The organism is Burkholderia sp. BCC1996 (assembly GCF_905339955.1).
In the GTDB taxonomy this organism is placed as follows: Bacteria; Pseudomonadota; Gammaproteobacteria; order Burkholderiales; family Burkholderiaceae; genus Burkholderia.
Map to the genome: position 1 here is coordinate 97127 of NZ_CAJPHM010000008.1, position 24742 is coordinate 121868.

Genomic DNA, 24742 nt, shown 5'->3' on the forward strand with positions numbered 1-24742 from the left:
TGAAATGATGTGTTGATTGGGTGCTGAATTGGCTTCAGAATAAGCGGTTTGACGGATTTGGATTCAGCGGATTCATCTTCGTATTCAACTCGATATAAACCTATTTTATCGGTCTGTATTTAGTAAATGTACGAAAATGCGTGAAAAGTTTTCGTATAAAACGATCGATATGATCAATGCAGGCCGAATCAAATCAGACGCGTCGCTATCGCCACAGCAGCTTCGCGGGATCGTGCCGCCGCACGGCCTCGACGAAGCAGTGGATCAGGTAGTCGCACGCGACCGTGTTGAGCGCGTCGCGGCGCGTCAGCACGCCGGCCGACACGGTCGGGATCGTCTCCTTCACGTCGATCGTGACCATCCGTTCCCGGATCCAGTCGACTTCCATGAAATGCTTCGGCACGCACGACACGGTGTCGGTGTGCACCGACAGCGAGAACGCCGCGCTGAACGACGTGCATTCGACGATCGGCTGCGGCGCCCGGTAGCCGTGCGCGACGAACACGTTCTGCAGCAGCCGGCCGATGCTTTCCGGCGACGTGTTCAGCACCCACTGCGCATCCTGCAGCTGCGCGAGCGACGTGCAGTGGCGCAGCGGATTGCTCGCGCGCGTCATCAGGATCAGCTCCGATTCGAGCAGCGGCCGGAACGTGAATTCGGGTGACAGCCGCGTCGCATCGACGATCGCGATCACGAAGTCGAGCGAGCCGTCGCGCAGGCGCGGCAGCGCCGTGTCGAGAAAGCCTTCGCGCACGTCGAGGCGGATCGTCGGCATCCGCTGCCGAAACGCATCGAGCGCGGCCGGCAGGAAACCGAGCGACATCAGCGGCGTCAGCGCGCACGCGAGCGCGCCTTCCTTGCCGCCTGAAAGCTGGATCACGTCGTCGCGCGCATGCTGCATCTCCGCGAGGATCAGGCGCGCACGCGCATAGACGGCCTGCCCGAAGCGCGTGAGCTGCGCGCCGCGCGCGTTGCGCGTGACGAGCGGCACGCCGAGGTCCTGCTCGAGTTCGCGGATCGCCTTCGTGAGCGCGGGCTGCGACAGGTGGATCGCGCGCGCGGCGGCGCGCAGGCTGCCGTGTTCGGCGATGGCGGCAAGCGCCCGGAGCTGGTGGTGTTTCACGGCGTGGCAGGGCGCGGCGGCAGTGGCGACCTTCGCATCCTACACCGCGGCGGCGCGCGAAAAGCACGCGATAACCGGGCGTTATCACGATCGGAAAATGTCGCTCCGGGCTGCGTATTTTGAATGCCTAGACTGCATGCGCAGGCCGTCGAACGGGCCGCGCACCAGACCCGCATAACCAGTACGGAGACTCATCTTCATGAAGGCGCCCCGAGCGGACAGCATGTTCGGCGGGCATGTCGGCGACGTTGCCGCATCCCCGTCCAATCGCCAGCTGATCGTCGCGATCACGATCGGCAACGGCCTCGAATTCTTCGATCTCACCGTGTTCAGCTTCTTCGCGGTGCTGCTCGGCAAACTGTTCTTTCCGGCCGCGTCCGCGCAGCAGCAATTGCTGATGTCGGTCGCGACGTTCGGCGTCGGCTTCATCGCGCGACCGGTCGGCGGCGTCGTGATCGGGCTCGTGGCCGACCGCTTCGGCCGCGTGCCGGCAATGAACCTCACGCTCGTCACGATGGCGCTCGGCACCGGGATGATCGGCATTCTGCCGACCTATGCGCAGATCGGCATCGCGGCGCCCGTGCTGGTCGTGCTCGCCAGGCTGCTGCAGGGCTTTTCGGCCGGCGGCGAGGTCGGCGTGTCGACGTCGCTGCTCGCCGAACGCGCGCCGCCCGGCGAGCGCGGCTACTACACGAGCTGGCAGTTCGCGAGCCAGGGCGCCGCGGCGCTGGCCGGTTCGTTCGTCGGCTTCCTGCTGTCGCATTTCCTCGCCCCCGCCGCGCTCGAATCGTGGGGCTGGCGCGTGCCGTTCCTCGCCGGCGTGCTGATCGCGCCGGTCGGCCTGTATCTGCGCGCGCGCTTCAATGCGATCGAGCAGCACGCGCCGGCCGCGGCCGCGCGGCGCTCGTCCGCGGTACTCGGCACCGTGCTGCGGCGCGACGGCGGCGCCGTGCTGACCGCGCTCGGCCTCGTGGTCGGCGGCACCGCGGCGCACTTCATCGTCCTCTATTACATGTCGACGTACGCGATCCGCGTGCTGCACCTGCCGATGGATACCGCGCTGTGGTGCGGAATCCTGTCCGGTGCGGTGATGTTCGTCGCCGCGCCGATCGGCGGACGGCTGTCGGACCGCACCGGCAGCAAGCGCGTCGCGCTGTGGACGCGTGTCGCGCTGACCGTGCTGATCCTGCCGGGCTTCTGGCTGATCCGCGCGGTGCCGTCGATCGCGACGATGTACGCGGTCGTGATGCTGCTCGCCGCGCTGCACTCGATCAATGCCGGCGCGAACGGCGTGATCCTCGCAGAGCTGTTTCCGAAGAGCACGCGCGCGACCGCGCTGTCGATCGCGTATGCGGGCGGCGTGTCGATCTTCGGCGGCTTCGCGCAGTTCATCGTCACCTGGCTGATCGGGGCAACCGGCAATCCGGCCGCGCCGGCGTGGTACGTGATCGTCTGCGGCGTGCTGTCGCTCGTCGCGCTCGCGTTTGCGTCCGATCGAAGCGCTCAGGATGACTGACCGATCTTTCCTTTTCTTCCATTCGCCCATGACCACCACCGTTTCGTTTTCGTCGTCGCCGGCCGACGTCGCCGCCGGCGACCTGTGCGACCTGCCCGCACGCACCATGCTCGATCTGCTGAAGGCGCGGCAGATCAGCGCGTGCGACCTGCTCGATGCGCATCTCGCGCGCATCGCGACGGTCAACCCGCGCGTGAACGCGCTCGTCACCGTCGTCGATCCCGATGCGCTGCGTGCCCGCGCACGCGAGATCGACGCACGCTGGGCGCGCGGCGAATGGGTGGGGCCGCTGCACGGGCTGCCGGTGTCGCAGAAGGACCTGACCGCGACGCGCGGCGTGCGCACGACCTTCGGCTCGCCGCTGTTCGCCGATCACGTGCCGCAGCACGACGCGCTGATCGTGCGCCGCTGCGCGAGTGCCGGCGCGCTGATGATCGGCAAGTCGAACACGCCGGAATTCGGCGCCGGCTCGCATACGTTCAACGCGGTGTTCGGCGCGACCCGCAACCCGTGGGACCTGACGCGTTCCGCGGGCGGCAGCAGCGGCGGCGCTGCCGCGGCGCTCGCCTGCGGGATGAATCCGCTCGCATGCGGCAGCGACATGGGCGGCTCGCTGCGCAACCCGGCCGCGTGGAACAGCGTGGTCGGGCTGCGGCCGTCGCCGGGCCGCGTGCCGCGCGCGCCGGACCTGAACGGCTGGGCGACGCTCGGTGTCGACGGGCCGATGGCGCGCGACGTCGCCGACACCGCGCTGCTGCTGTCCGCGATCGCCGGGCCGAGCGGCGAAACCGCGACTGAAATCGCGGAGCCGGGCGCGCGCTTCGCGCAGCCGCTCGAACGCGATTTCCGCGGCACGCGCATCGCGATGTCGCGCGGCTTGCCCGGCGTGCTGGTCGATCCGGAGATCCGGCGCGCCGTCGATGCGCAGGCGCGCGTGTTCGCGTCGCTCGGCTGCGAAGTCGAATTCGACGATCCCGATCTTTCGGACGCCGAAGAAGTATTCCGCATCGAGCGTGCCTGGATGATCGGTACGCTGGTCGACGGCTTCGACGAACGGCAGCGTGCCGCGCTGAAGCCCGAACTCCTCGACGAATACCGGCTGCATCGGTCGCTCTCGGCCGCGGATCTCGGCCGCATGTTCGTGCGCAAGACACGGCTGTTCGACCGGATGCGTGCGTTCATGCAGCGCTATGCGTTCTACGTGCTGCCGACGACGCAGGTGATGCCGTTCGACGCCGCGCTGCGCGTGCCCGCCGACGTGCTCGGTATCGCGAACACGACCTACATCGACTGGATGCGCGTGTGCTGGCTGCTGTCGTCGACCGAGGCGCCGATCCTGTCCGTGCCGTGCGGTTTCTCCGCGACCGGCTTGCCGATCGGCATGCAGATCGTCGGCCGCTACCGCGACGACTGGGGCGTGCTCCAGTTCGGCCATGCGTACGAAGTCGCGGCCGGCCGTCGCCGGATGCTGCCGCCCGTCGTCGCCGACGCGCTGCGCTGACCACTTTTCCCGGCTGATAGCGGACCGTTCCGGTCCGTGCCGGCGGGCCGCGCGCCTGCGGGGGGCGCGCACGCCTGCGTTTGGCCATTCGACCCGCGCAATGGAGATCTCTCGATGAAAAAACGGCTGTTGGCAGGCGCGGGCGTCGCGCTGATCGCGGGTGCGGCGCACGCACAGAGCAGCGTCACGCTGTACGGCATTATCGATGAAGGGCTGACTTACTCGAGCAACGTCGCGGTGACCGGCGCGAACGGCGTGGCAAGCGGCAAGCCCGCGCTGCGGATGCTCGGCGGCGTGCAGCAGGCGAGCCGCTGGGGGCTGCGTGGCAGCGAGGATCTCGGCGGCGGGCTGAAGGCCGTCTTCACGCTCGAGAATGGGTTCGATCCGAGCACCGGCAAGCTCGGGCAGGGCGGGCTGATCTTCGGCAAGAAGGCGTTCGTCGGGCTGTCGGGACCGTTCGGCACCGTCACGCTCGGGCGGCAGTACGACACCAACGTCGACTTCCTCGGCCCGCTCGAGGCCGCTGCGCTGTTCGGCGGCTACATGGTCGCGCACCCCGGCGACCTCGACAACGTGAACAACGCGAACTCGACCAACAACGCGATCAAGTTCACCAGCAACGACTACGGCGGGTTGCGCGTCGCCGCGATGTACGGGGTCGGCGGCGTGGCGGGCGCGACGACGCGCAACCAGGTGTGGTCGGCCACGGCCGGCTACACGCGTGGGCCGCTCGCGGTGGCGGCCGGCTACCTGAATGCGCGCAACCCGAACGTGTCGTTCTTCGGCACGACCGGCAGCCCCGCGCCGACCGTGGGCGGCGTGCCGGGCAACAACATGCTGTCGCCGGTGTATTCGGGCTATGCGTCGGCGCGCACGTTGCAGGTCGTGGCGCTCGGCGGCACCTATGCGATCGGCGCGGTGACGCTCGGCGCGATGTACACGAACACGTCGTTTCGCCAGCTCGGCGATCTGTCGTCCGGGCCGAATCCGGGTGGCGTGTCCGGCAACGCGGTGTTCAACAACGCCGAGGCGAGCGTGCGCTATCAGTTCACGCCTTACCTGTTCGGCGGCGTGGCGTACGACTACACGCGCGGCGGCGGCGTGGACGGCCGCGACGGCGCGACGTATCACCAGGTTGCCGCGGGGCTCGACTATTTCCTGTCGAAGCGCACCGACGTCTACGTGAGCGCCGTGTTCCAGCGTGCGTCGGGCACCGACTCGACCGGGCATGCGGCGGTCGCGGCGATCAACGGCCCCGGCGCCTCCGCGAACGACCGGCAGTTCCAGGCGCGGATCGGCATGCGCCACAAGTTCTGATCAGGGCGACGGCGAGCGGCTGCGCGGTGATATCCTCGCGAAACGCCCGCGACCGACGGGCGGATACCGACTGCCCGCACGCGGCCCGACGCCGTGCTGCGCGGCGTTTCCGAGGGAGAGCCGAACCATGAGCCGCAAATTCATTCTGAAGGGCGACACGACCGATCACGGCGGCGTCGTGCTCGACGGGATCGCCAATTCGTCGTTCGACGGCCGCGAGCTTGCCTATCTCGGCGCGCCTGTGTTCTGCGCCGCGTGCAAGACCCAGGGGGTGATCGTCTCCGATGGCGGCGAGCGGACGATGACCGTGATGGGCAAGGTCGTCGCGCTCGAACACGACCTGTGCCAGTGCCTGTGCGCGCCGCAGCCGAAGCTGATCCCGTCGCAGGGGACGGGCACCATCTCGGGCTGATGCCCGTCGACTCAGTGCGACGCGCGCGGCGCGCCGCCCGTCGTCAGACGCTGCCTGCGGTCTCGATCACCAGAATGCGCGCTTCTCCGAGCGGATGCGCGACATGTTCGGTGCCGACCGTCGCATGGAAGACGTCTCCGGTTTCGAGCACCGTCGCGTGCTCGATGTCTGCTTCGCGGTAACGCATCTCGACGCGGCCGTCGAGCACCGCAAAGACTTCCTCGCCGTCGTTCACGTGCCACCGGTACGGCTGATCGGTCCAGTGCAGGCGGACCGTGATGCCGTTCAGGTTCGCGATGTCCAGCGCGCCCCATGCGCGCTGTGCGGTGAACGCGGTGCTGCGGATGATGTTCATCGGTAGGTCCGGTCCGTGAATGTGAAGGCTGCGGAGCGCGGGCAGGCTGCACGGCCGCGCGCCGGTTTCCGTGTACCGGGGATCAGCGCGACATCGCGCGCAAGGCTGCGTCGATCGTCTGCTTCCGCTTCTCGAGCCCCGCAGCCGAACGCTCGGTCACGCGCTTCAGGACCGATGCCGGCGCGGTATCCGGCGAGCCTGCATCGAACGGCGGCGCGGGCGCATATTCGAGCGCGAGCTGGATCGCCTGCGCCTCTTCGTCGCCGACCAGTTCGGCGGCGATCGTCAACGCGAAGTCGATGCCGGCCGTCACGCCGCCGCCGGTGATCAGGTTGCCGTCGCGCACCACGCGTTCGCGCACGGGCACCGCACCGAGCGGCGCGAGCAGCGCATGAAACGCCCAGTGCGTCGTCGCGCGGCGGCCGCGCAGCAGGCCGGCCACGCCGAGCAGCAGCGCGCCCGTGCAGACCGACGTCACGTAGCGCGCGGCGGCCGCGCGCTGCTGCACGAACGCGATCGTTTCGGCATCGAGCAGCAGTTCGTTGATCCCGATTCCGCCGGGCACGCAGATGACGTCGAGCGGCGGGCAGTCGTCGAACGTGCAGGTCGGCGCGAGCGCGAGGCCGCTGCTCGACGCGACGGTGTCGCGCGATTTCCAGACCAGATGAACCGCCGCGTCGGGCAGCGATGCGAGCACGTCGTGCGGGCCGGTGAGATCGAGTTGCTGGACGCCCGGAAACACGAGAAGGCCGATATGCAGGGTCATGCGAACACTCCGAAGGGAAGGGGAGGCGCCGCGGCCGGCGCACGATGGACAGATCGATTCTAGGCGCGTAGTGTTTGGCGAAATTGCCAGATCACCCACGTTTTCAGCCAACTGCCATGCCAGCCGCCCCGCGCTCGATCCTGATCCTCGCGTTCCCCCGTGCGCAGTTGCTCGACGTGACCGGGCCGCTGCAGGTGTTCGCCTCCGTCAACGAACTCGCGCAGGAGCGCGGCCGGCCCGCGCCGTATGCGCCGCGCGTCGTGGCCGCCGAGGCGGGGCCGGTTGAAACGTCCTCGGGGCTCGTCGTGATGGCCGATTCGCTGCGCTCGGCCGGGCGGCCCGACACGGTGATCGTGGCCGGCGGCAAAGGCGTGCAGGCCGCGTCGCGGGATGCGCGCACGGTGCGCTGGGTCCGGCGGCAGGCGCAGCGCGCGCGACGTGTCGCATCGGTCTGCACCGGCGCGTTCCTGCTCGCCGAGGCTGGCCTGCTCGACGGGCGGCGCGCGGTCACGCACTGGGCGCGCTGCGACGAATTCGCCGCGCGCTATCCGAACGTGCGCGTCGAGCCCGATCCGATCTTCATCCGCGAAGGCGCGCTGTGGACGTCGGCCGGCGTGACGGCCGGCATCGATCTCGCGCTCGCGCTCGTCGAGGAGGACCTCGGGCGGGCGATCGCGCTCGATGCCGCGCGCGAACTCGTCGTGTTCCTGAAGCGGCCGGGCGGGCAGGCGCAATTCAGCGCGATGCTGTCGATGCAGCGCACCGACGACCGCTTCGGCGAACTGCATGCGTGGATCGCCGAGCACCTGACGGCCGACCTGTCGGTGCCGGCGCTCGCCGAGCGCGTCAGCATGAGCGAACGCAGCTTCGTGCGGCACTACCGCGCGGGGACCGGCCGCACGCCCGCGCGCGCGGTCGAACAGATTCGCGTCGAGGCTGCGCAGCGCTTGCTCGGCGAAACCGCGTGGCCCGTCAAACGGATCGCCACGCGGTGCGGCTTCGGTTCGGAAGAGACGCTGCGGCGCAGTTTCGTGCGCGTGCTCGGCGTGTCGCCGCAGGGCTATCGCGAGCGGTTCGTGCGGTAACGTGCCGATGCGCGGCGGGCGTGCCGTGCGTGGCAACCGGGGACGGAGCCGTCGACGTTCGGAACTGCGCGAATCCCGATCACTTTCCAATCCGAAACGCCGTGACTGTTCAGGCGTGGAGAACAATGGGCGGGGGCTTGTGCCGCGCGCGTTGCGCGCTCTATTCTGTTCCGTTGGCGATTCGAAGGGGGCGCAGCATGGACCGCATCCAGGCAATGGAAGTTTTCACCCGCGTGGTCGACGCGAACAGCTTCACGCGCGCGGCCGACACGCTCGCGATGCCGCGCGCGTCGGTCACGACCATCATCCAGAATCTCGAGGCGCTGCTCGGCGTGCGCCTGATGCACCGGACGACGCGCCGGCTGTCGCTGACGCCGGAGGGCGCCGCGTATTACGAGCACTGCATGAAGATCATCTCGGAGATCGCGGAAGCCGACGCGAGTTTCCAGACCGGCAACCGCAAGCCGAGCGGCGTGCTGCGCGTCCACATGCCGAGTTCGCTCGGGCGGCGCGTCGTGCTGCCGGCGCTGTCGATCTTCCGGCAGCGCTATCCGGACATCACGCTCGACCTCGGCCTGGCGGACCGCTACGTGGATCCGGTCGAGGAGGGCATCGACTGCATGATCCGGGTCGGGCCGCTCGAAGATTCGTCGATGGTCGCGCGCCGGATCGGCATGCTCAAGCGCGTGACCTGCGCGTCGCCCGACTATCTCGCGCGTCACGGCGAGCCGCAGGAGATCGCCGACCTGGCCGACCATCATGCGGTGAATTTCCGCGCGAGCCACGGCGCGCGGGCGATTCCGTGGGTGTTCATGATCGAGGGCAAGCCGGTCGAGGTGCGGATGAACGGCAGTGTCACCGTGAACGATTCGGATGCGTACGTGACGTGCGGGCTCGAAGGGTTCGGGATGATCCAGCCGACGCTGTTCATGGTGCTGCCGAACCTGCGCGACGGCACGCTGGTCGAGGTGCTGCCCGATTGCAATCCGAAGCCCAAGCCGATCTCGATCGTGTATCCGCACAACCGGCATCTGTCGCAGAAGGTGCGCGTGTTCGCGGACTGGATCGCGGAGCTGTTCGAGTCGACGCCGGCGCTGGAGGGCGGGGAGAACTGGCGGGGGAAGGTGCGGGCGGAGGTGCCCGACGCCCAGCGCGGGGCGGTGGTCGCTTAGGGCGGCGGTACGCTGCCGGGCGTTGACGATGAAGATGAGTGAGGTCGTGAATGCCTCGTCTCGTCTTCATCGGTCGTCAGGCTGGTGAGCCGTGCCGCGCAATCGCGCGTCTACCAGCGGATCGCGTACGGATTGTCGCCGAGCGCCCAGTGTCCGTTGTCGTCCCGTTCGATGAGAATCCCCTTGTGCGCCCAGCCATCCTTTTCGGGGTAGAACGACAGGGAGTCCATGAGGTCCGGGTCTGCCAGCCACGGCGTGGCATGCTGATCCGGTTTCCACAGGAAGTTGACCCACGAAACCAGGTGCGGATTGTCGTCGAACGGATTCTTCATCGGCTCGATGAATTTCTCGACGCCGCCGTAGGTCACGTGCGCGCAGAACAAATTGATCATGTACAGGACACTCCCGCCGGGAGCGGACGCGTCCTTGCTCTCGAATTCCCTGTACCGATAGAACGCCTTGCCGGCCGGCGTGAGCTCGATTTGGCTCAGCGGGACATTCGTGTCATGCGGCTCGTAGTCCGGATTTCTGATCGTCGGCTTGCCCCGGCCCGCGTTGAATTTCACGGTAATCAGGCCACGGTTGATCAACGCCTGCACGTCCTTTCTCACCACACCGTCGACTCTCAGCAATTCCTTCGCGTTCACGTCCGCGGGTAGTTCGGCGCCGGCCAGGCCGACGCAGGCGTCCGTTGGCGCGGTGTTCTTGTCCGCGAGCGCGACTTTCAGGATGTCGTCGATCGTGCGCTTGTCCAGATCGTCTCGCGTCGTCATGAAGCGCGCGCCGAAAAATGCAGCGACCGCGATCGCGACGCCCGCCACCAGCCACGGTTTTCGCGTACGTCGAACGGACTGGTCGTGCTTCGATTCGTTGTGTTCAGTCATGGGATTGTTGTTATCTGTGTTGCCGACCGGATCCGATTGCCTCGGTTCGAATCAAATCGGGATGGCCGCGAGCCCGTCGGTGCTCGGCGTTCGAACCGCACTGTAACGCACGTAGTCGACGACGATGATTCGCGAGGCCGAACGGATGGGCCCGGCGTGATGAATGGCGCTGGATTTCGGTTGGCAGGAGGAGGACGGAGGTCGCTCGTGCCTATGCGCGACTCGGGCGAACCGGATGCTGGATGTCGCGTGCGTGGCGCCGCGTGGTCGGCTGGAGGGCGATGGATGCCGCGCGCGGATCGCGGAGCAATGAAAAAAGCCGCTGATCCTTGCGGAACAGCGGCTTTTCGCATTTGGTGGCGAATCAGGGAGGAGGCTCCCAGCTTCGTCCAGAGAGCATAACCCTCAACAAATCAAAGGGTTATCGAGCCGACTGCATCACGCTTTGTACCGAGACTTTGTACCAGAAACGGACCGCTGCCGCAAGGCACGTCCTTCCATAACCAGCGACCGAAATGCTTGTTTGCGAGCGTCGTGGACAAGGTACGTTCCAATGCGCCGGAGCTTCACCCAACCTCTCGCTAACCGCAAGCCGCTCTGAGATTGGCAGCTTTTGCAAGATTGGCTCGGCTGACCTCGCCTTCGAATTTGGCGGCGGCGGTGAGATTCTCGCTTAGTATAAAGCCGGTCCTTTAAAAACAAAGACTTAACTCTGATTTTGTAACCATCTTGGCACTCCTCGGCGGCACGCACAAGTGGTAGCTCGCGGGTCCCGGTTCTGGTTCTGGTTCGGCCCGCAGGGTCGGTTCAATGGACCCGCTGGAAGGCCTCCTGCCGTTGTCCCGGGGAAGGGTGCCCGCCGGGTAGTTGATGCTGCCGTCGGATGCTAGGGCTCCCGCAGGTGAATCGCTGCCCGGGCTACGCCTTGCGTGCAAACGTACGACGTGACGGAAGGGCGGACCGTGCCGTAGGCTTGCAGAATCTGACCCGAACGGAGCCGCGCCATGGACGACCATTACCTGCGTCAGCTGCCGGACGACCTCCAGACACTCGTGCAAGGGACGGAGCAGCAGAGCGGTCTCGTCATTCAGGTCGAAGTGGACCCCGCACGAGGCGCAACCGTAGCCTGCCACGTTGACGAACATGGCGCGACACTTCTGGTATCCGGGGAGGAGTCCTTCCAGCCCGCGTCCGTAATGCACGAACTACTGCATATCCGCCGGTTTCTGGTCGACGGTGTCCCCCAGATAGTGGTGAACGAAGACTACAACGACTGGACGCCGGAGCTGGAGCGCGGGCTGACAAACCTCGATAACGGTCTTGAGCATCTTGTCATCGTGCCCGAAGAAATTTTCCGGTTTCCCGGGCGGCGGGAGTATTGGGCCGGTGTCATGACAAGGAAATTTGAAGAAATCCGTGTCAATCCACTCGTGCCGGATGACAGGCGACGGCACGCGCTGGTGAACTGGCTGTTCACCCACCATGTGCTCATGGAGGGACCGCAAATCCTGGCGGCTGACAGTCTTGTGGACGAACTGGGGCTGCGGCAACAGGCAGACGCTTTTCGAGATGCCATGATTCCCGCGCTTGCCATGAAGCAGGAGGCCGTCCGGCGCTGTTTCCAGCGTTTGAACATACCGTTCGCCGCAGTAGCCCTGAAATACATCGACAGCCGTGCGCGGCGGTCGCGAGCGGTAGCGCTGGAGCCCGCGACGTAAAGCCCGCAGAGGTTCCATGAGTTGCCGGCGCAAAGCCTCGACCAGCGGTGTCGACCTGCAAAGATGTTTCGGGCAATCGTGAGCACGTCGTCGCCCGTGTCAACAGGAATGGGTGCGTGGCGCAATTCGGAATCCCTTTGCGTACGATGGTGGCGACGGTCAGACCCCATCTATCACCACGATGTAGCACCGGAAATCGAGTCTCGCTTCTTGACTCGCTCGGGACGCCGGTGCACGCCAGTAGCGGCGAAGATGCGAGGCCGTACGCCAGCCTAGCAAGGCATAGCACGCCATTTGTAGCGCGTACGAGTTCTGCGGACGCATCTGTCTAGTTTGCGGGACGCATTGTGCTACGCGATGTCCTTGTCTGCGGGGCGACCGAGGGGGTGTGTGCATTTCGGCCCGAGCTTTTCTTTGCGTAATTTGCTCAAATGAAACCGCCACACACCAATCCGTCGCGAGACGACATTCAATTTTTCATTTGGGGATTACCATGTACGGCTCGACCCAGCCCAGACACGACAAAAATCACCGCCCGGTTCCGTGCGATACCTGCCCGCAGGACAATCCGACCATGCTCGAGGGCTACGTCAGCGATGAAGCCCTCGCGCTGAACGACTGCACGCACATCGATGAGATGGACGACGGTGACATCCGCCGTGACGGGTTTATCGAGGGGCACTGCTACGAATGCAACGGCCCGGATGACGGTGATTGCGGTGACGGTGAAGACATCCACGAGCCCGACTAAGTTAGACGCGGGAGGCCGGCCGGCAACACGCCGGTCGGCAACAATTCAACCCGAAAGTGGAGAGCGCGATGGTCAAAGACGTGAAAAACTACACGGACGAAGAGTTCCGCCGGGCGCGAGAAAATCTCGCGGACATCCTCTCGCTTGAGGAGCGCACGGCATCCGAAATTCTGCATGACGGGCATCTGAACGATGTAAGTTTTCTGGTCGGACTTTTTCGGAAGGCGTCGAATACGCTGGCCCACAAGTGGAATGCGCCGCTCCTTGCGAAGCTGCCTGTTGATGCATGGGATGTTGGACCAACCGGCGAGCGCCGTATCACACCCCGCGACTTCGCGTCGATGCGGTATCTCTCGCCCTTGCTAACCGGCAAGGACAAAGAGACTGCGGAGCTGTGGGCGGGAGAGCGTGAGAAGCTGTTGAAGGAACTCCACGAGCCCGGCGGCCCTTACGCGGCGATGACCGAATGGAAGGCTCCCAAGCAGTTCAAGTCGAAAGGTGCGCAGAGCTTGCCCTTCAGTGGGGATATCGCGTTCATGGAGACCATCAACTGGTTAGATACACTGCTCGGTTTCCAGATTACTCTTTTTGCAGGGCGGCGCCACAAAGCCCTGGGATTGCCTCTAAGCGTCGCGCTGCCAGCCAACGAAGACAAACGGTGTTCCCGTGATGCGCTTCAATTCATGAAGCAGAACGTCGACGCTTGGTGCAAGGATGCCAGCCTGGCAGGCGAAGCTTCCGATAGTCTGCGGGCACGGGTCGCTGTGAATCTGTCGGTGAACCGCGCGCTTTGGGAGACTTGCGCGAAGGACGCCAGAGGAGAAGAGTCGGCCACAGTAGCAGCGCAGTTCCTCAGCAGGCTCAATGGCTGTGGTATCTGGATGGTACCCGACGAAGTACCGACGCGGGGAGCCGAGTGGACGGGGCTTGCGGAGCTGCTGTCACGATGGTTTGGTGCAAAGGGATGGCTACGTGAAAAGGAGGATTTCTTCGCGCGGGTCATGACGCCCCACGACATCGACCGGGCGGTACAGCTAACTGAGTCAGTGCAAAAACGGTATAAGGCGAACCGGGGAGGAAACTGTGGGCCAGAGCAGGCAGAGTTGGCCCATGGGAGCCCCGAGAATTTGTTTATTTTCGCCATGGCGACGGTAAGCGTTTTTTACGTCAAGGGTTATTGGGGCGGAAAATCACAACTCCGCCCTGTCCAGACTCTCAAGGAGTTTCCCGCCAAGCATAATAAAAACAGCTCAAGATACCCGGCATTTTCGACACTGGACAGCGGAGATGGCCTGATGTTGCCCATCCATGCGGAAGAACTCATCGAACAGGTCTACGGTCAGATGTTTTTTTCGAATCAAGGCTGGGACCTGCGTGCCGAAAGTGTCCGTCAACATGCAGAAACTCAGACCATCAAGCGTGCGTACCACGAACAGCTATTCGAGTTTGCGGTTAAGGGACGCACGTCGAAGGAACTTCTGAACCTGTTCACACAAGTAGCCGCCTATATCGAGCAGCAGAAAGAAAATGGCGCGATAGTGGCTGTCTGAAATGGCAAAGGAGAACAGGTCTTGTCAGCGCAGCCCGTTCGCGCTTGGCTTCGAACATGGGGCGGAGGCCGTTGAGGACGCGCCGCTCCATGAAATCGAATCGAGGGTTCCGGAGTACAGGATTGGCTACGTCATTGGGCGTACCTACAGTGAAGCAATCCGGCATGTGAGCCTCGAGGCTGGATTCAAGCTTGCAGGAGAGCTTGGGGCCCGGTTCGATATCGATAAGGCGGACCTCGTTTCGGCCCTGCAGGTGTCTGCCGGGTGTCGACGCCTCATCGATGAGGGGTATGTGCAAGCGGCCGGTAGAGGTAGTGGCTCTCGCTAAGTTGCGACGCAAGGCGAGCGACATTTGCGGTCCGCGCTGGAATTCTGGCATTACGGCCTATCTATCGTAGACGTGGATTTCGTTGCGCGACGCGGTGATAGCTCGGCGTTACGCATCGAGGCAGGCAGATTTACTGACCGCTGCTTTTGAGGGAGCCGCCCGCCGCCGCGCCAAGCGAACGCATCTACTATCGTAGAGCTAGGCAGGCCTATGCGCTTTGGTGCTACCAAGTTGATTGAACTCGGACTGTCCCGCCGTATCGGACTAATGTCGGGCGCAGGTCACATGCTCCTTGAATCGGCCGCGTGTGGCGCGTAACCTCATGAAGCGAGCTTTCGTCTCAAAGATGATGCCGCGCAGTTACCTTCGACGTTTGACGGGCATATCGGTTTTTGAGCTGTTGCGGCACGAGAGCGTGCCTTCTGCATCCTTGACTAGGTGAGACACGACGGTCTTGATTTCCGCCGTGTTCGCTATCATTCTCAAGGTTTAGAGAAATGCGCCGATAAACAGCGGTCTTGCACGCGCCGGCGCTCCAATCGCATGTCGATACAGCCGACGTGGTATTTCGAATGCCAACATGCCGCCTTGAGCGTTCCCGCTGGCAGCGCTTGAAAATCGTTTGCGGGTTTTCGTTATGAACCATCCAAGTGTCTTCCATCCTGGTCCTGCCGCCATTTCGCCACAGCAGCGGTTACTGTTGATGCACGAGGGCGAGTGGGAAGACTTTATCGAGGAATGCGTCCGTCAACTTCAGAAGGAGGGGAACTATGTTGAAGTGGTGGCTCTCGGGGGGAGTGGAGACAAAGGTCGTGACGTATGTGGGTACTCGAAGGAATATCCGGCAGCGGGCACCTGGGACCTCTATCAGGCAAAACATTACGATAGTCCGTTGACGCCCAGCGAGTTTTTTCCAGAGCTTGCAAAGTTCGTGACGTGCGTCTGGCGTGAAGACTATACGCGCCCTGCGAAGTATTTCATATGTGCAAGCAGGGACGTTGGCACAACGCTTTTCGACCTGCTCAAGAATCCGGTACGACTGAAGGAACGACTTCTCGACGACTGGCGAAAGAAAGGGGGCAAGTTCGGGAAGTTCAAACAACCCCTTGACGCCGACCTTGAAAAGTTCATTGAGGTATTCCCGTTTGACGTTGTGAAGCGTCTGCCACCCATGGAACTGCTGTCAATCCACGAGAGAGATACAGCTTCGTATTGGGCGCGATTCGGAGTCCTCGCTCCGCGAGAAAATGACCCAGAAGTGCCTCCAAAGCCGGTTTCTAGCGAGTCGACGTATGTGACCGCATTGCTGCGGGTATATGCCGAGCATGCACAGGTGAAGATTGATGACGTGCCCGATATTCCGCCCGCGCACGGGGCGCACTTCAAGGCGCAGAGGCGGCTCTTTTATTCAGCGGAGGGATTGCACCGCTTTAGCCGTGACAAGCTGCCTGGGGCATTTGAAGCGCTCCTGGACGAGGTGGAAAACGGGATTGGGGCAGAGTTGACCTTTCCGCACGAAAGTGGATTCGTTCGCCTGCACTCCGTTCTTAAAACAGCAAACGTGTTGCAGATAATGAATAACCCGTTACGGGCGCGCCTCAGGTCCGGCGACCTGCAGGGCAGTTGTCATCATCTCGCAAATCAAGGTCGGGCCCAATGGGTCGAAAGCGATGAAGCAGACGGCGAAAGTGTTTAACAGTCCATTCGAGCTTGGCGTCCGGATGGTGTTCTTGCTGCTCGCATTGCATCCTCGTAAGGCGGACCTGCAGACACTTGTCTATCTGGACTATGCGGCAATTTACTCAGCTGACCTTGGTGGCCCAAGCAGCCTTCATACGCCAGTGCCGCTCCGGAATGGTGAGTACCTTTCCAGGCGAGATGTCATCGAGCAAGGGCTTTACCTGATGTCCACCAGGGGCCACGTGTCGATAGAAGTTGACGCTGGCGGAATCTGGTATTCGGCGGGGGAGAGTGCGACAGCACTTGTCGGACTGATTGCCGGGGAATACGGAGCGGTATTGGCGGAGCGAAGTCGCTGGGTGGCGGACACTTTCGGGAGCTGCTCGGCAAGCGAGATAGAGGCTATGTTTGTCGAGCGCGGATTGCGATGGGGAGCCCATTTCGTCGATGGCAGCTCCGACATCTTGGAGGGTTGATGAGTATTCAGCTTCACAGGTTGTGCGTCACCGGACCAGGCCGGGAGCCAGCAGAACTGCTGTTCGCCGGACGGTCATATCTCGTGTTCGGGCCGACCGATACAGGTAAGTCGTATGTTCTTGAGAGCTTGCGCTATGGACTTGGCTCCTCAGGAAAGCCTCGCGAAAATCAGTTCTCAGCAGGATATACCCGACTTGCGCTCCAGTTAAAGTCGGCCGCTGGCGAAGAGTTGACGTTCTTTCGGGACCTCGTAGACGGAAGCGAGGCGGTATGCGATGGCTACCATCAAACCCCACCTCAGGGCGCAGTTCCCGGAGGCAAGCCGCGAAAGATAGCCGTCGTTTTGGCGCAGCTGTGCGGTGCCTCGGAAAAGCGAATTTTGGTCAAAGCTGGGAAGCGCGAGGGGCTTGCGGCGGGCGACCTGCGCCACTTCAGTCTGTTTGACGAGATTGAAACTCTTGACTTGAAACCGTTGGTTGGAACGGACACAAACCTGCTGACACGAAGACGCGCCAGTGGTGCGGTCATTCTGACGGGACACGACGACGAAGGACTGACGCTGGTCGCGTCAGCCGCCAAACGGGCGAGTGCCGGTGGCTACGTCGAAGCAGTCGACGAGGAGCTGGCGATACTAAACGCGCGACTTCCCAAGGACGTTAGTTCATCGAACGTACTTGAAGCGATGGCAAAGCTGGACACTCGTATTCAGGAGTTGCAGACGTTCTTGCGGAGCAATGAAAACGCGCTAAATGAGCTTAAGCGTGACCGATTGCACTTGCAAAGAGAGGTCCGGCGCATCGCCAATGAGCGCATTGCACTGACGGAAGCCCGCACGAGGTTCGAACTTCTCAGAGAGAAGTATTCGAGTGACCTTCAGCGGCTGGAGGCCGTCGAAACGGCCGCGTCGGTGATGGACGTTTTTGCTCCCCAGCCCTGTCCGCTGTGCGATACGCCGTTGGTGGTGCAGTCGCGACATGTGCACGCGGAGAACGACTCTTTTGCGCTGATGGCCGAGGCAGCGCGCGCAGAGTCTCAAAAAATTTCGCATCTTCAGCACGGTCTTGCGTCAGCGATTCGCGAACTCGATGACGACATTGAGAGCCTGACGGTAGACCTTCGTGAAGTGCGCAAACGGGAAGAGGACAACTTGGCCGAGCAGGACGCGCTGTTCGCGAAATCGCCTGGCGCGGATGGCGTCGGCCTTAGCGCGCTGGCCACGCAGAGAACGGAATGGGCGCTCGTATTGCGCGACTTGGACCGTGTCGACGTGCTGGTCAAGCGCCGTGAAGAGTACTCACAACTTACCAAACGAAAAACTCAAACCGTAGACCGAAACGTGGCCGAAGATGCGGTGAGTGTTTGCAATCGCATCAAAGCCTTGCTGTCAGAGTGGGGAGTTCCGGGAGTCGAGGCGGTGCACTTCGACGAGAAGAATGTGGATATACAGATAAATCAGCGGAATCGAATTTCCTTCGGGAAAGGAAAGCGCGGGATTTTTTTGACGGCGTATGTGGTGGCGCTGATGGAGCACGCGTTGCAGAGTGGTAATCCACATCTCGGATTTGTAGCAGTCGACTCTCCTGTCGTCACTTATAAGGACCCTAAACACGGGGGGAAGGGCGAGGAGTTGCTGGACACGACGGTGGCCGACCGCTTTTACGAGTGGCTAGCCGCTCGTCAGGAGTCGGGGCAGGTTATCGTGCTCGAAAACGAGGAACCTTCGACGGCGTTACTCGAACAAATCCCCCACACTGAGTTTATCGGTGAATCGGGCGGCGCGGGCCGACGGGGCTTCTTTCCGTCGTGAAGAGAACTCCGGCCGACGGCCGGTGAGCCTCACAAGGGCTTCGCTTAAACGTACTTGTCGTTACTGCATACAACCGGCGAATGCCCAGCAGCGCGTTCTTTAAACTTCGCGGACACGCGCGGCGGCAAGGTTGCTGCTGGCACTGTTCCGTTCCCGCACACCTGGATATGCTACAGGTCTGCAGGCTGTGACCGGCGTGAGCGGAAGTCCCTCGCCGAACTGAATATAACTTTACAAACGCGCACGGACGGGCGTTACTTTACGCGAGGAAGCAAAAAGCGCGGCCCGCTGCGGGTTCCGAAGGGAATCAGCCGCTCCGATGCGCATCTGAGAGAAGCGAGGACTCATGGATAAGAAAACGCGGGGCGCGTGGCTGGTCCACCATTCGCGCAAGGTGCAGGCGACGACCAACCAAGATTTTGATGCAATCGGATTTTCGGGCAAGTGCGGCATCCTGCTGTCAGCGCTTGCTGGCGAAGACGGGCAGTCTCAGCTGACGCGTCGGCGAGTCGACCGTCTCGCGCAGGCAAACCACTTGAGTCCAAAGACCGAGGTTCCCGCCATCCTCCTGGAACTGGAGCGACAGCGGCTGATAAATACCAATGCAACACACGTCGAGGTTCTGGGTTTGAGCGGACACCGGATTCTCGAGCACACGTCGACTATCTTCGAGGAATCAGATAGGGAGGCTTTCGAGGATGCGGTGCTTGACCTATCGGAACTCGCATCCGAATCGCCGCTCACGGACCGGCATGCGTCAGAACTCCTGGCCGACACACACAAGCTGTCCAGCCAACAGGTGAGCGACACCCTTCGGCTTGGCACTGGAATCGGTTTCTTCGATGCCGAACCTATTTCGGCTTCGGAAAAACTGCTGTTTAACGGTAATCTATTTCGTCGCGATGATGCAAGACGCATCAATGGAGTCCTTTCGACGCTAAAGCCAAATGAGGCGGGACTAGTGCAGGAACTGAATGCACAACTACAGTCCGCAGGGTGCCTGCCATTGACATCGGCCACGAAGGTCTTGGGTGAAGAACTCTTCAAGAGTCTCCATTCGATTGGCATGTTCGATGTCAACGCTGTTGGCAATGATAGCGGGAAGAGCTACTTCGTCACTCGGCCAGCAGCGTTTTCCAAGTTCAGCAATTCCATCGCCGACGACGCGCTGGACCTTGCCAAAGCGTTTGTAGCTTCGCTGACCTATGGCATGACGCAAAGTAGCTACTACCGAGGGCGCATCCAGGCGATTTCACTGCTGATGAATAAGCTTATCAGAGGCGGTGAGGTGGGCCCGGCTACCGCCATCGGAAGCGACTATCAGGCGCTCGAATATCGTGGCGTCGTGCAGGTGACGCCTGCTGATAAGGGCATGTTTACGATGAAACTGCTTAAACCGGAAGTCGGACGGCTTGCGCTCGCTGTCATCGAAGACGGCGATATCACGGCGGAAAGCGTGGCACAAATGCCCGGAGCACGTGTCACAGAATATGGAACGCCGGAGCAGACCCGGGAAGTGCAGCGCAAGAACGTGACCGAGGCGGTAAAAATGAACACGGCGAGCATCCTGAATGAACTAAGGACAGGAGGGTTCGGCAAATGATTGACCGGGACCAACTACCCAAGGGACCGGCAACGGAAGAACGGCTACGCAATTATTTCCTCGGCGTAGGCTATTTCGTGCTGAGGGGGGCTAAGTTCAAATACAACGATTTCGATGTCACGGACATCGACTTGTGGTTGTATGGACTGAACTCACCGCTCAGCCGGGAACGTGTGAACGTCGACATCAAGGACAAGAAGACGCCGCAGGCGCTCGAGCGCATCTTCTGGGCCAAGGGTTTGCAGGATGTGCTGGGACTTGACGCCTGTGTGGTGGCGACGACGGATGCGCGCCCGGACGTCCGGGAGTTCGGGCTCAAGCATGATGTTCGAGTGCTGGATGGCCACTTCGTCTCGCGTCTGAAGCGCAGCGAGAAAAGCCAGTTGCAGCGGCTGACGGAAGAGGAGTTTGTGCGGTTCATCGACGATTCATCGCTCGGGAAGCTGGGCGGTGACTGGCGCGGGCGATACGAGCAAAGCAAGTCCAGGGTGCTGGATTCGCTCGATTTCGACGGGTGTAACGCTTGGCTCATGGATATCGAGTACTTCCTGAAGGAAGCCAGTTCGATGGGGCTCAAGGACCCGTCCGCATGGCGACTCGCATATATTTCATGTTCCCTGTTCCTGATTTCGCTCGACTTCCTGTTGCGTGACCACGTTACCCTCGAGCAGGACGAGCGCAGAGCGGTATTGGAGAATGGCTTTCGCTACGGCAAGGCCGGACGCACCTTTGTAGAAAAGATTGGCAAGGTCGCAGCCGGATTGGTCGCGAGCGTTGCTTCACAGCCCGGACTCAGAGAAACACTGGAACGAGAGCTTGCCACTCAGGCCGGAGACTTGCGCGCTGACGTTCTGGCGGATTTCTTTTCGCGAAACGTTGCCCAGACCGCCCTTTTCGACGCAGCTCGCGAATTCGAGGCTGGTGCGTTTGCCCTCGAATTTTATTCACCTTCCCGCCTGTCAGCGGGGGCGCAAAGCGTATTGGGCGTCCTGTGCGACTTTTTTGGTCTCGACAGAAAGCGTGTATTGGTCTGACATTGTGTGTTTCGGGTCGGAGCGTCGGCCTTCCGGTCCGTCCGTACTATTGGGGATACAGGGGCTTGTCCACGGGGCAAAAGACTCAACTCGCGATGGGTGTTGTCTGAGCGATAAGGAAATTGCCCAGCATGGCAACCGTCAGTAAAGGCAGGCTGACGGTTTTGAACTGGCAGCGAATAGCAGGTTGCCGAGACCGATTTCAAGTATGACCATCTACACATATGGCAAAAGAATATGACGTGGCGGGTAGCGCCTTTAGGGCGAATGGACATTCCATCGTACCGAACCTTGTTCCTGTTGAGCTGAGAGAAAGCTTGCTTGCAGAGGTCACCAGAGCCTACTGCCCTGGTAAGACAGAGAATGAGCGCGACGGTGTGATTTACGTTACGGCATGTCCATCGATGGTCTCCGAAGCGTACCAACAGTGGATGTCTGGTAATCGTAATCATTTGCCGCTGAATCGCTTGGTAAGTCAGATGTTCGAGGCTGCGAGCGACTTGCTTAAATCACGAGACGAGTTGAGGTGTGGCCCCGCACAGATTGCTGTGCGCGAGCCTGGTGTTCCGTCGCCAACCCCACATATCGATGGATACAGTAAGAATGAGTCTGAACCGAATACCCCTCGTGCTATCGTTGGCGTTTACTTGACCGACGTTCTCGATAAAGGCGATGGGGCGCTGATGGTATGGCCTGGTGAGCGGGTAGCCATCGCCAACTTACGAGATGCCCGGCGCTTCGATGAAGCAGAGAAAGTTGCACAGGCATGTAGGGAAGGAAATGCTGCATGTCAGCCACTACTTGGCGCAGCCGGAACAATATTCATCGTTGACGGTAACGTCCCACACGCAAATGCCGAACGGACTACCGACGGCAAGCGCATTGCAGTCTATCTTCGCGTGTATTGAAGCGGTTACGTTGAGTGTCGGGCGCTGCCCAGCGAGTCGAGTGCCGAGGCTATCTTCTTCGCTGGCGCCCGGGGCGGGCGCCGCGATGCTTTCGACCGTGCCAAACCCGCTCCCTCCTCAAGCAGACTCACACCTGGCAGTGGAGCCATCAGCGTGGAGCCGGGACATAACAGCAGCAACGGAAATGAGAACAGCATTCGAGTAGGCCGCATTAGCCATGTGGCGGTGAGCCTCTTGCGGCTGTCGGCGCAAGAGGTGCGTTTGGAAATATTATTTTTTTGGTATATTTTCGAGATGTTCCTCCAACCGCCAGAATGAGTCGTCCTGTCTAAGGTGCGCATAATTCGCAATAACGGTCTCAAGTCGGTCGTGAAGCAGTTGCGCGACAGTCGGAAAATCATTCGGATGTTTGCGAAGATAGTCGGTGGGCACCAGATGCCTCATTCCATGCGGTGCGAATCCCGGCGTCTCGGGAATTAGTCTTTTGGTCAGGTTTTCGAAATGCTTGCTGAGGTTTTCCCAGAGTGTTCCTTTGCGGCTGGGAAAGACCCGGAGCGCAGATGGGTTGTACTTGAGTAGGCGTGGCCTAAATTCCTCCAGGTATTCCTCGATGCGCGCGGACAGGTAACGTGGGAGCGGTGCATCGTAGGCGAACTGTGCTGCGCCACGCTCGTTCTTGAAGTCGCTTGCTTCAAAACGAAGACGCCAGCCGTCGTGTCTCCGATACAAATTGCCTGAACCGTCCTCCTCGAATGTCATGAGAACAAAGTTGCGCCGCCTCAGCGGATTCGCCACCATCATCGAAAGCAGAAGCGCGTCCCGCTTGTGGACCGCTTCGTCGAGACTTCCGGGCGCGGCAGACGCTGCCAGTTCGTCCAACGAGCGGATAGCGCGGAAGATAGGTGCCAACGGTTCGGAGAGTGCCAACAAAGCACGTATCGGGTCCTTGGGATTTCGAGACATTCCTTTAGCGTGGTCCTTCCATTCTCGCGCAAGTCGATGAGTCTCCGCACACATCGTCTCAAACGAGTCGCTCACGAATTGGGTTGGGAGACGTCGCGCTAGACTTTGTTGCTGGGTCAGATATCCAGTGTCTTTTGCTGTCAGACTACAGACCAAGCTGGCAAAATTCTTTTGTCCCCTGTGCACGATTCCTGCTGAGCGCCTAGTCAAGAATTCCAAATAGGAATTAACTGCTTCTGGCACAGCGAGCCATGCGAGCGTCATCACGTCGGATTTCGCTAGCCCCATGCCATCTTCCGCGATTGGCCTGCAAAGAAAGCCAAGAAATTGCCGGACGCGCTCGAATGTCATGTCAGCTGTCACGCAACCGGAATCGCCTTGCTGCGCGGCGGCGCAAAGCTTTTTGGCGATTTGCGCTTTTGGCAGCAGACGCCAAACGCTGCGCCTAGTCCGTTGAAGGCGCGTATAAGTAGCCGTTTTGTATCTAAAGAACTCCCGCCATTCGTGAAATAACTGAGGGGACAGGTCAGCTTCACGAAGCGCATACGAGTCTTGAGTGCGCGCTTTGTGACGAGCGCGATAAGGAATCGCGTTGGATTTTTGCGTCGCAGAGCGCTCGCGTAAACGAGATTGCGGTAGTAGGTCCCGAAGTGTGTTTTTGGCGAGACCGAGGGCACGTTCGATACGGGTTAGTGAGGGAAGGGCGCGCTGATTGGGTAGTGCCCCCTTCATCCACCGTGCCACGGCAGAGGGAGAGGCGCCGGCTTTGCGTGCGATTGATTTTGGGGCCTCATCCTGTGATGCAAACGCGGCGCGCAGCGCTTGATGAAACGCGCCTTCCTTCGCATTCTCACGATTCGCCAGCCTCGCGTCTTCGCCAGCATGCCGGAGAACTTTGACGGACTCTCGCCATGCACGAAGGTGGCTGCGCCTGTCCAAAATGGTCCGCCGTGCAAGTCGTAGTTGTTCAAGATATTTCCGTGAACGTTCGTCAAATTCGGCGAGCATTTCAACGCCCACGTTTGAGTCGACTGTCTTTCCGACAAACGCTAGATAGGAGGCCAGCGTTGTGAGGTGATTTCGAAATATTTGCTCGTGAGACGCTGTGTCGCCCCCCTCGCCAGTGAAAAGCTTCTTGTGGTGGGTTATCAAATCGTTGTACGTAATCAGCATGGATACATCGGTTGAGCCCCGCGACGATTGCCATGTGCTTACGTTATCCGCGAACGTCACGGTGTAACGAACATTTCTTAAGTCATTGAAATGTATCGAGATTTTCATCTTCGCCACACCATACGATTATGAGTCGTATGGTGGAGAATTCGTTATACCGTCGGAGTGGCAAACGCAGGGCGTTGCGGTCCACTATGTAGCCACCGCTTTTAGCTGTGGAAAGCAGGCCGGCGGTCGGATGCACTGAGCGAGACTGGGGTAGTTCGACGGATTGCGTTGCGCTCGAATTCCTCGCTCTCGTTGCTTCTGAGGCGAGTGCTAACTCGGCACTCAGGCCGGAATAAAACCTGTTCGCTATCTTCTAGAAAACCCTCTCTTTTGAGAACGGGATTTATTTGAAAGAAGTTTAACTTCTCGGGTTTGACGTTTTGGGGCAGAAACCGTTTATGGCAGATGGGCGCCTTCGGCGCCGGAGTGCGCCACGCGTAGCTCACACGCTATTTTGAAAGACCATGATTGCCAGACAGAAGACTGAGAGTCTTTGATGGACAGGACAGCACTCGAGAGCCTGCCAGCGTTGAGATTCTCGTGAGAGGGGCTCTGCATATGTGCCGACGCG

21 protein-coding genes are annotated in these 24742 nt (G+C 61.4%); 16 read left to right on the forward strand and 5 right to left on the reverse strand.

Annotated features, from left to right (window positions below):
• Positions 1-205: 205 nt before the first annotated feature.
• The gene (locus tag U4Z64_RS13950) at positions 206-1123 is read right to left on the reverse strand and encodes a LysR substrate-binding domain-containing protein (protein WP_044844534.1); all 918 of its coding nucleotides are present in this window, start codon (positions 1121-1123) and stop codon (positions 206-208) included.
• A 199-nt stretch (positions 1124-1322) separates the two neighbouring features.
• Here U4Z64_RS13950 and U4Z64_RS13955 point away from each other — a divergent pair, with 199 nt between their 5' ends.
• The 4 genes from U4Z64_RS13955 to U4Z64_RS13970 all read left to right on the forward strand — a co-directional run bounded on the left by U4Z64_RS13955 (position 1323) and on the right by U4Z64_RS13970 (position 5869).
• Positions 1323-2639, forward strand: a complete 1317-nt coding sequence (locus tag U4Z64_RS13955) for an MFS transporter (RefSeq protein WP_124486907.1) — start codon at positions 1323-1325, stop codon at positions 2637-2639.
• 28 nt (positions 2640-2667) lie between these two features.
• The gene (locus U4Z64_RS13960) at positions 2668-4140 is read left to right on the forward strand and encodes an amidase (RefSeq protein WP_321820263.1); all 1473 of its coding nucleotides are present in this window, start codon (positions 2668-2670) and stop codon (positions 4138-4140) included.
• 114 nt (positions 4141-4254) lie between these two features.
• The gene (locus U4Z64_RS13965) at positions 4255-5457 is read left to right on the forward strand and encodes a porin (RefSeq protein ID WP_321820264.1); all 1203 of its coding nucleotides are present in this window, start codon (positions 4255-4257) and stop codon (positions 5455-5457) included.
• 127 nt (positions 5458-5584) lie between these two features.
• Positions 5585-5869 carry a PAAR domain-containing protein gene (locus U4Z64_RS13970; RefSeq protein WP_044844531.1) on the forward strand — a complete coding sequence of 95 codons (285 nt, stop codon included), beginning with the start codon at positions 5585-5587 and terminating at the stop codon, positions 5867-5869.
• 43 nt (positions 5870-5912) lie between these two features.
• Here the strand turns inward: U4Z64_RS13970 and U4Z64_RS13975 are convergent, their stop codons facing one another.
• Together U4Z64_RS13975 and U4Z64_RS13980 are read right to left on the reverse strand one after the other, a co-directional pair.
• Complete coding sequence (locus U4Z64_RS13975) at positions 5913-6224, reverse strand: cupin (protein WP_321820265.1); 312 nt, start codon at positions 6222-6224, stop codon at positions 5913-5915.
• 82 nt (positions 6225-6306) lie between these two features.
• Positions 6307-6990 carry a DJ-1/PfpI family protein gene (locus tag U4Z64_RS13980; RefSeq protein WP_321820266.1) on the reverse strand — a complete coding sequence of 228 codons (684 nt, stop codon included), beginning with the start codon at positions 6988-6990 and terminating at the stop codon, positions 6307-6309.
• A 116-nt stretch (positions 6991-7106) separates the two neighbouring features.
• Between U4Z64_RS13980 and U4Z64_RS13985 the strand changes: the two genes are divergently transcribed.
• Entirely contained in the window at positions 7107-8075 is a 969-nt protein-coding gene (locus U4Z64_RS13985) for a GlxA family transcriptional regulator (protein WP_321820267.1), read from the forward strand.
• 197 nt (positions 8076-8272) lie between these two features.
• Entirely contained in the window at positions 8273-9247 is a 975-nt protein-coding gene (locus tag U4Z64_RS13990; RefSeq protein WP_257773813.1) for a LysR family transcriptional regulator, read from the forward strand.
• Between the two features lie 110 nt (positions 9248-9357).
• On the opposite strand, the gene U4Z64_RS13995 is transcribed toward U4Z64_RS13990, so the two are convergent.
• The gene (locus U4Z64_RS13995) at positions 9358-10068 is read right to left on the reverse strand and encodes a hypothetical protein (RefSeq protein WP_321820268.1); all 711 of its coding nucleotides are present in this window, start codon (positions 10066-10068) and stop codon (positions 9358-9360) included.
• A gap of 1067 nt (positions 10069-11135) precedes the next feature.
• Here U4Z64_RS13995 and U4Z64_RS14000 point away from each other — a divergent pair.
• From U4Z64_RS14000 to U4Z64_RS14045, 10 genes are all read left to right on the forward strand, one after another.
• Positions 11136-11849, forward strand: coding sequence for a hypothetical protein (locus U4Z64_RS14000; RefSeq protein ID WP_011204873.1), 714 nt, complete (start codon positions 11136-11138; stop codon positions 11847-11849).
• Positions 11850-12342: 493 nt separating this feature from the next.
• A complete protein-coding gene (locus U4Z64_RS14005) occupies positions 12343-12600 on the forward strand; it encodes a hypothetical protein (protein WP_045606388.1) in 258 nt (85 codons plus the stop codon).
• A gap of 68 nt (positions 12601-12668) precedes the next feature.
• The gene (locus tag U4Z64_RS14010) at positions 12669-14150 is read left to right on the forward strand and encodes a hypothetical protein (protein ID WP_321820269.1); all 1482 of its coding nucleotides are present in this window, start codon (positions 12669-12671) and stop codon (positions 14148-14150) included.
• Between the two features lies 1 nt (position 14151).
• A complete protein-coding gene (locus U4Z64_RS14015) occupies positions 14152-14478 on the forward strand; it encodes a hypothetical protein (RefSeq protein WP_011204876.1) in 327 nt (108 codons plus the stop codon).
• A 637-nt stretch (positions 14479-15115) separates the two neighbouring features.
• The gene (locus U4Z64_RS14020) at positions 15116-16174 is read left to right on the forward strand and encodes an ABC-three component system protein (RefSeq protein WP_011204877.1); all 1059 of its coding nucleotides are present in this window, start codon (positions 15116-15118) and stop codon (positions 16172-16174) included.
• A complete protein-coding gene (locus U4Z64_RS14025; protein ID WP_124453741.1) occupies positions 16149-16634 on the forward strand; it encodes an ABC-three component system middle component 2 in 486 nt (161 codons plus the stop codon). The genes U4Z64_RS14020 and U4Z64_RS14025 overlap by 26 nt, the downstream gene beginning before the upstream one ends.
• A complete protein-coding gene (locus U4Z64_RS14030; RefSeq protein ID WP_011204879.1) occupies positions 16634-18442 on the forward strand; it encodes a hypothetical protein in 1809 nt (602 codons plus the stop codon). The genes U4Z64_RS14025 and U4Z64_RS14030 overlap by 1 nt, the downstream gene beginning before the upstream one ends.
• 346 nt (positions 18443-18788) lie before the next feature.
• On the forward strand, positions 18789-20045 hold the full coding sequence (locus U4Z64_RS14035; protein WP_011204880.1) for a hypothetical protein: 1257 nt from the start codon (positions 18789-18791) through the stop codon (positions 20043-20045).
• Positions 20042-21079 (forward strand): hypothetical protein, encoded by a 1038-nt coding sequence (locus U4Z64_RS14040; protein WP_011204881.1) that lies wholly within the window; start codon positions 20042-20044, stop codon positions 21077-21079. The genes U4Z64_RS14035 and U4Z64_RS14040 overlap by 4 nt, the downstream gene beginning before the upstream one ends.
• A gap of 224 nt (positions 21080-21303) precedes the next feature.
• Positions 21304-21987 (forward strand): phytanoyl-CoA dioxygenase family protein, encoded by a 684-nt coding sequence (locus U4Z64_RS14045; RefSeq protein WP_321820270.1) that lies wholly within the window; start codon positions 21304-21306, stop codon positions 21985-21987.
• Positions 21988-22257: 270 nt separating this feature from the next.
• On the opposite strand, the gene U4Z64_RS14050 is transcribed toward U4Z64_RS14045, so the two are convergent.
• On the reverse strand, positions 22258-24231 hold the full coding sequence (locus U4Z64_RS14050; protein WP_321820271.1) for a hypothetical protein: 1974 nt from the start codon (positions 24229-24231) through the stop codon (positions 22258-22260).
• Between the last annotated feature and the right edge of the window lie 511 nt (positions 24232-24742).

Excerpts from the sequence above, each read along its gene's own strand:
- U4Z64_RS14045 (WP_321820270.1), top strand. The coding sequence starts at position 21,304 with ATGGCAAAAGAATATGACGTGGCGGGTAGCGCCTTTAGGGCGAATGGA.
- U4Z64_RS14040 (WP_011204881.1), top strand. The coding sequence starts at position 20,042 with ATGATTGACCGGGACCAACTACCCAAGGGACCGGCAACGGAAGAACGG.
- U4Z64_RS14010 (WP_321820269.1), top strand. The coding sequence starts at position 12,669 with ATGGTCAAAGACGTGAAAAACTACACGGACGAAGAGTTCCGCCGGGCG.
- U4Z64_RS13980 (WP_321820266.1), bottom strand. The coding sequence starts at position 6,990 with ATGACCCTGCATATCGGCCTTCTCGTGTTTCCGGGCGTCCAGCAACTC.
- U4Z64_RS13970 (WP_044844531.1), top strand. The coding sequence starts at position 5,585 with ATGAGCCGCAAATTCATTCTGAAGGGCGACACGACCGATCACGGCGGC.
- U4Z64_RS13975 (WP_321820265.1), bottom strand. The coding sequence starts at position 6,224 with ATGAACATCATCCGCAGCACCGCGTTCACCGCACAGCGCGCATGGGGC.
- U4Z64_RS13990 (WP_257773813.1), top strand. The coding sequence starts at position 8,273 with ATGGACCGCATCCAGGCAATGGAAGTTTTCACCCGCGTGGTCGACGCG.
- U4Z64_RS14025 (WP_124453741.1), top strand. The coding sequence starts at position 16,149 with ATGAAGCAGACGGCGAAAGTGTTTAACAGTCCATTCGAGCTTGGCGTC.
- U4Z64_RS13965 (WP_321820264.1), top strand. The coding sequence starts at position 4,255 with ATGAAAAAACGGCTGTTGGCAGGCGCGGGCGTCGCGCTGATCGCGGGT.
- U4Z64_RS14015 (WP_011204876.1), top strand. The coding sequence starts at position 14,152 with ATGGCAAAGGAGAACAGGTCTTGTCAGCGCAGCCCGTTCGCGCTTGGC.
- U4Z64_RS14005 (WP_045606388.1), top strand. The coding sequence starts at position 12,343 with ATGTACGGCTCGACCCAGCCCAGACACGACAAAAATCACCGCCCGGTT.
- U4Z64_RS13960 (WP_321820263.1), top strand. The coding sequence starts at position 2,668 with ATGACCACCACCGTTTCGTTTTCGTCGTCGCCGGCCGACGTCGCCGCC.
- U4Z64_RS13955 (WP_124486907.1), top strand. The coding sequence starts at position 1,323 with ATGAAGGCGCCCCGAGCGGACAGCATGTTCGGCGGGCATGTCGGCGAC.
- U4Z64_RS13985 (WP_321820267.1), top strand. The coding sequence starts at position 7,107 with ATGCCAGCCGCCCCGCGCTCGATCCTGATCCTCGCGTTCCCCCGTGCG.
- U4Z64_RS14050 (WP_321820271.1), bottom strand. The coding sequence starts at position 24,231 with ATGAAAATCTCGATACATTTCAATGACTTAAGAAATGTTCGTTACACC.
- U4Z64_RS14030 (WP_011204879.1), top strand. The coding sequence starts at position 16,634 with ATGAGTATTCAGCTTCACAGGTTGTGCGTCACCGGACCAGGCCGGGAG.
- U4Z64_RS14000 (WP_011204873.1), top strand. The coding sequence starts at position 11,136 with ATGGACGACCATTACCTGCGTCAGCTGCCGGACGACCTCCAGACACTC.
- U4Z64_RS14035 (WP_011204880.1), top strand. The coding sequence starts at position 18,789 with ATGGATAAGAAAACGCGGGGCGCGTGGCTGGTCCACCATTCGCGCAAG.
- U4Z64_RS14020 (WP_011204877.1), top strand. The coding sequence starts at position 15,116 with ATGAACCATCCAAGTGTCTTCCATCCTGGTCCTGCCGCCATTTCGCCA.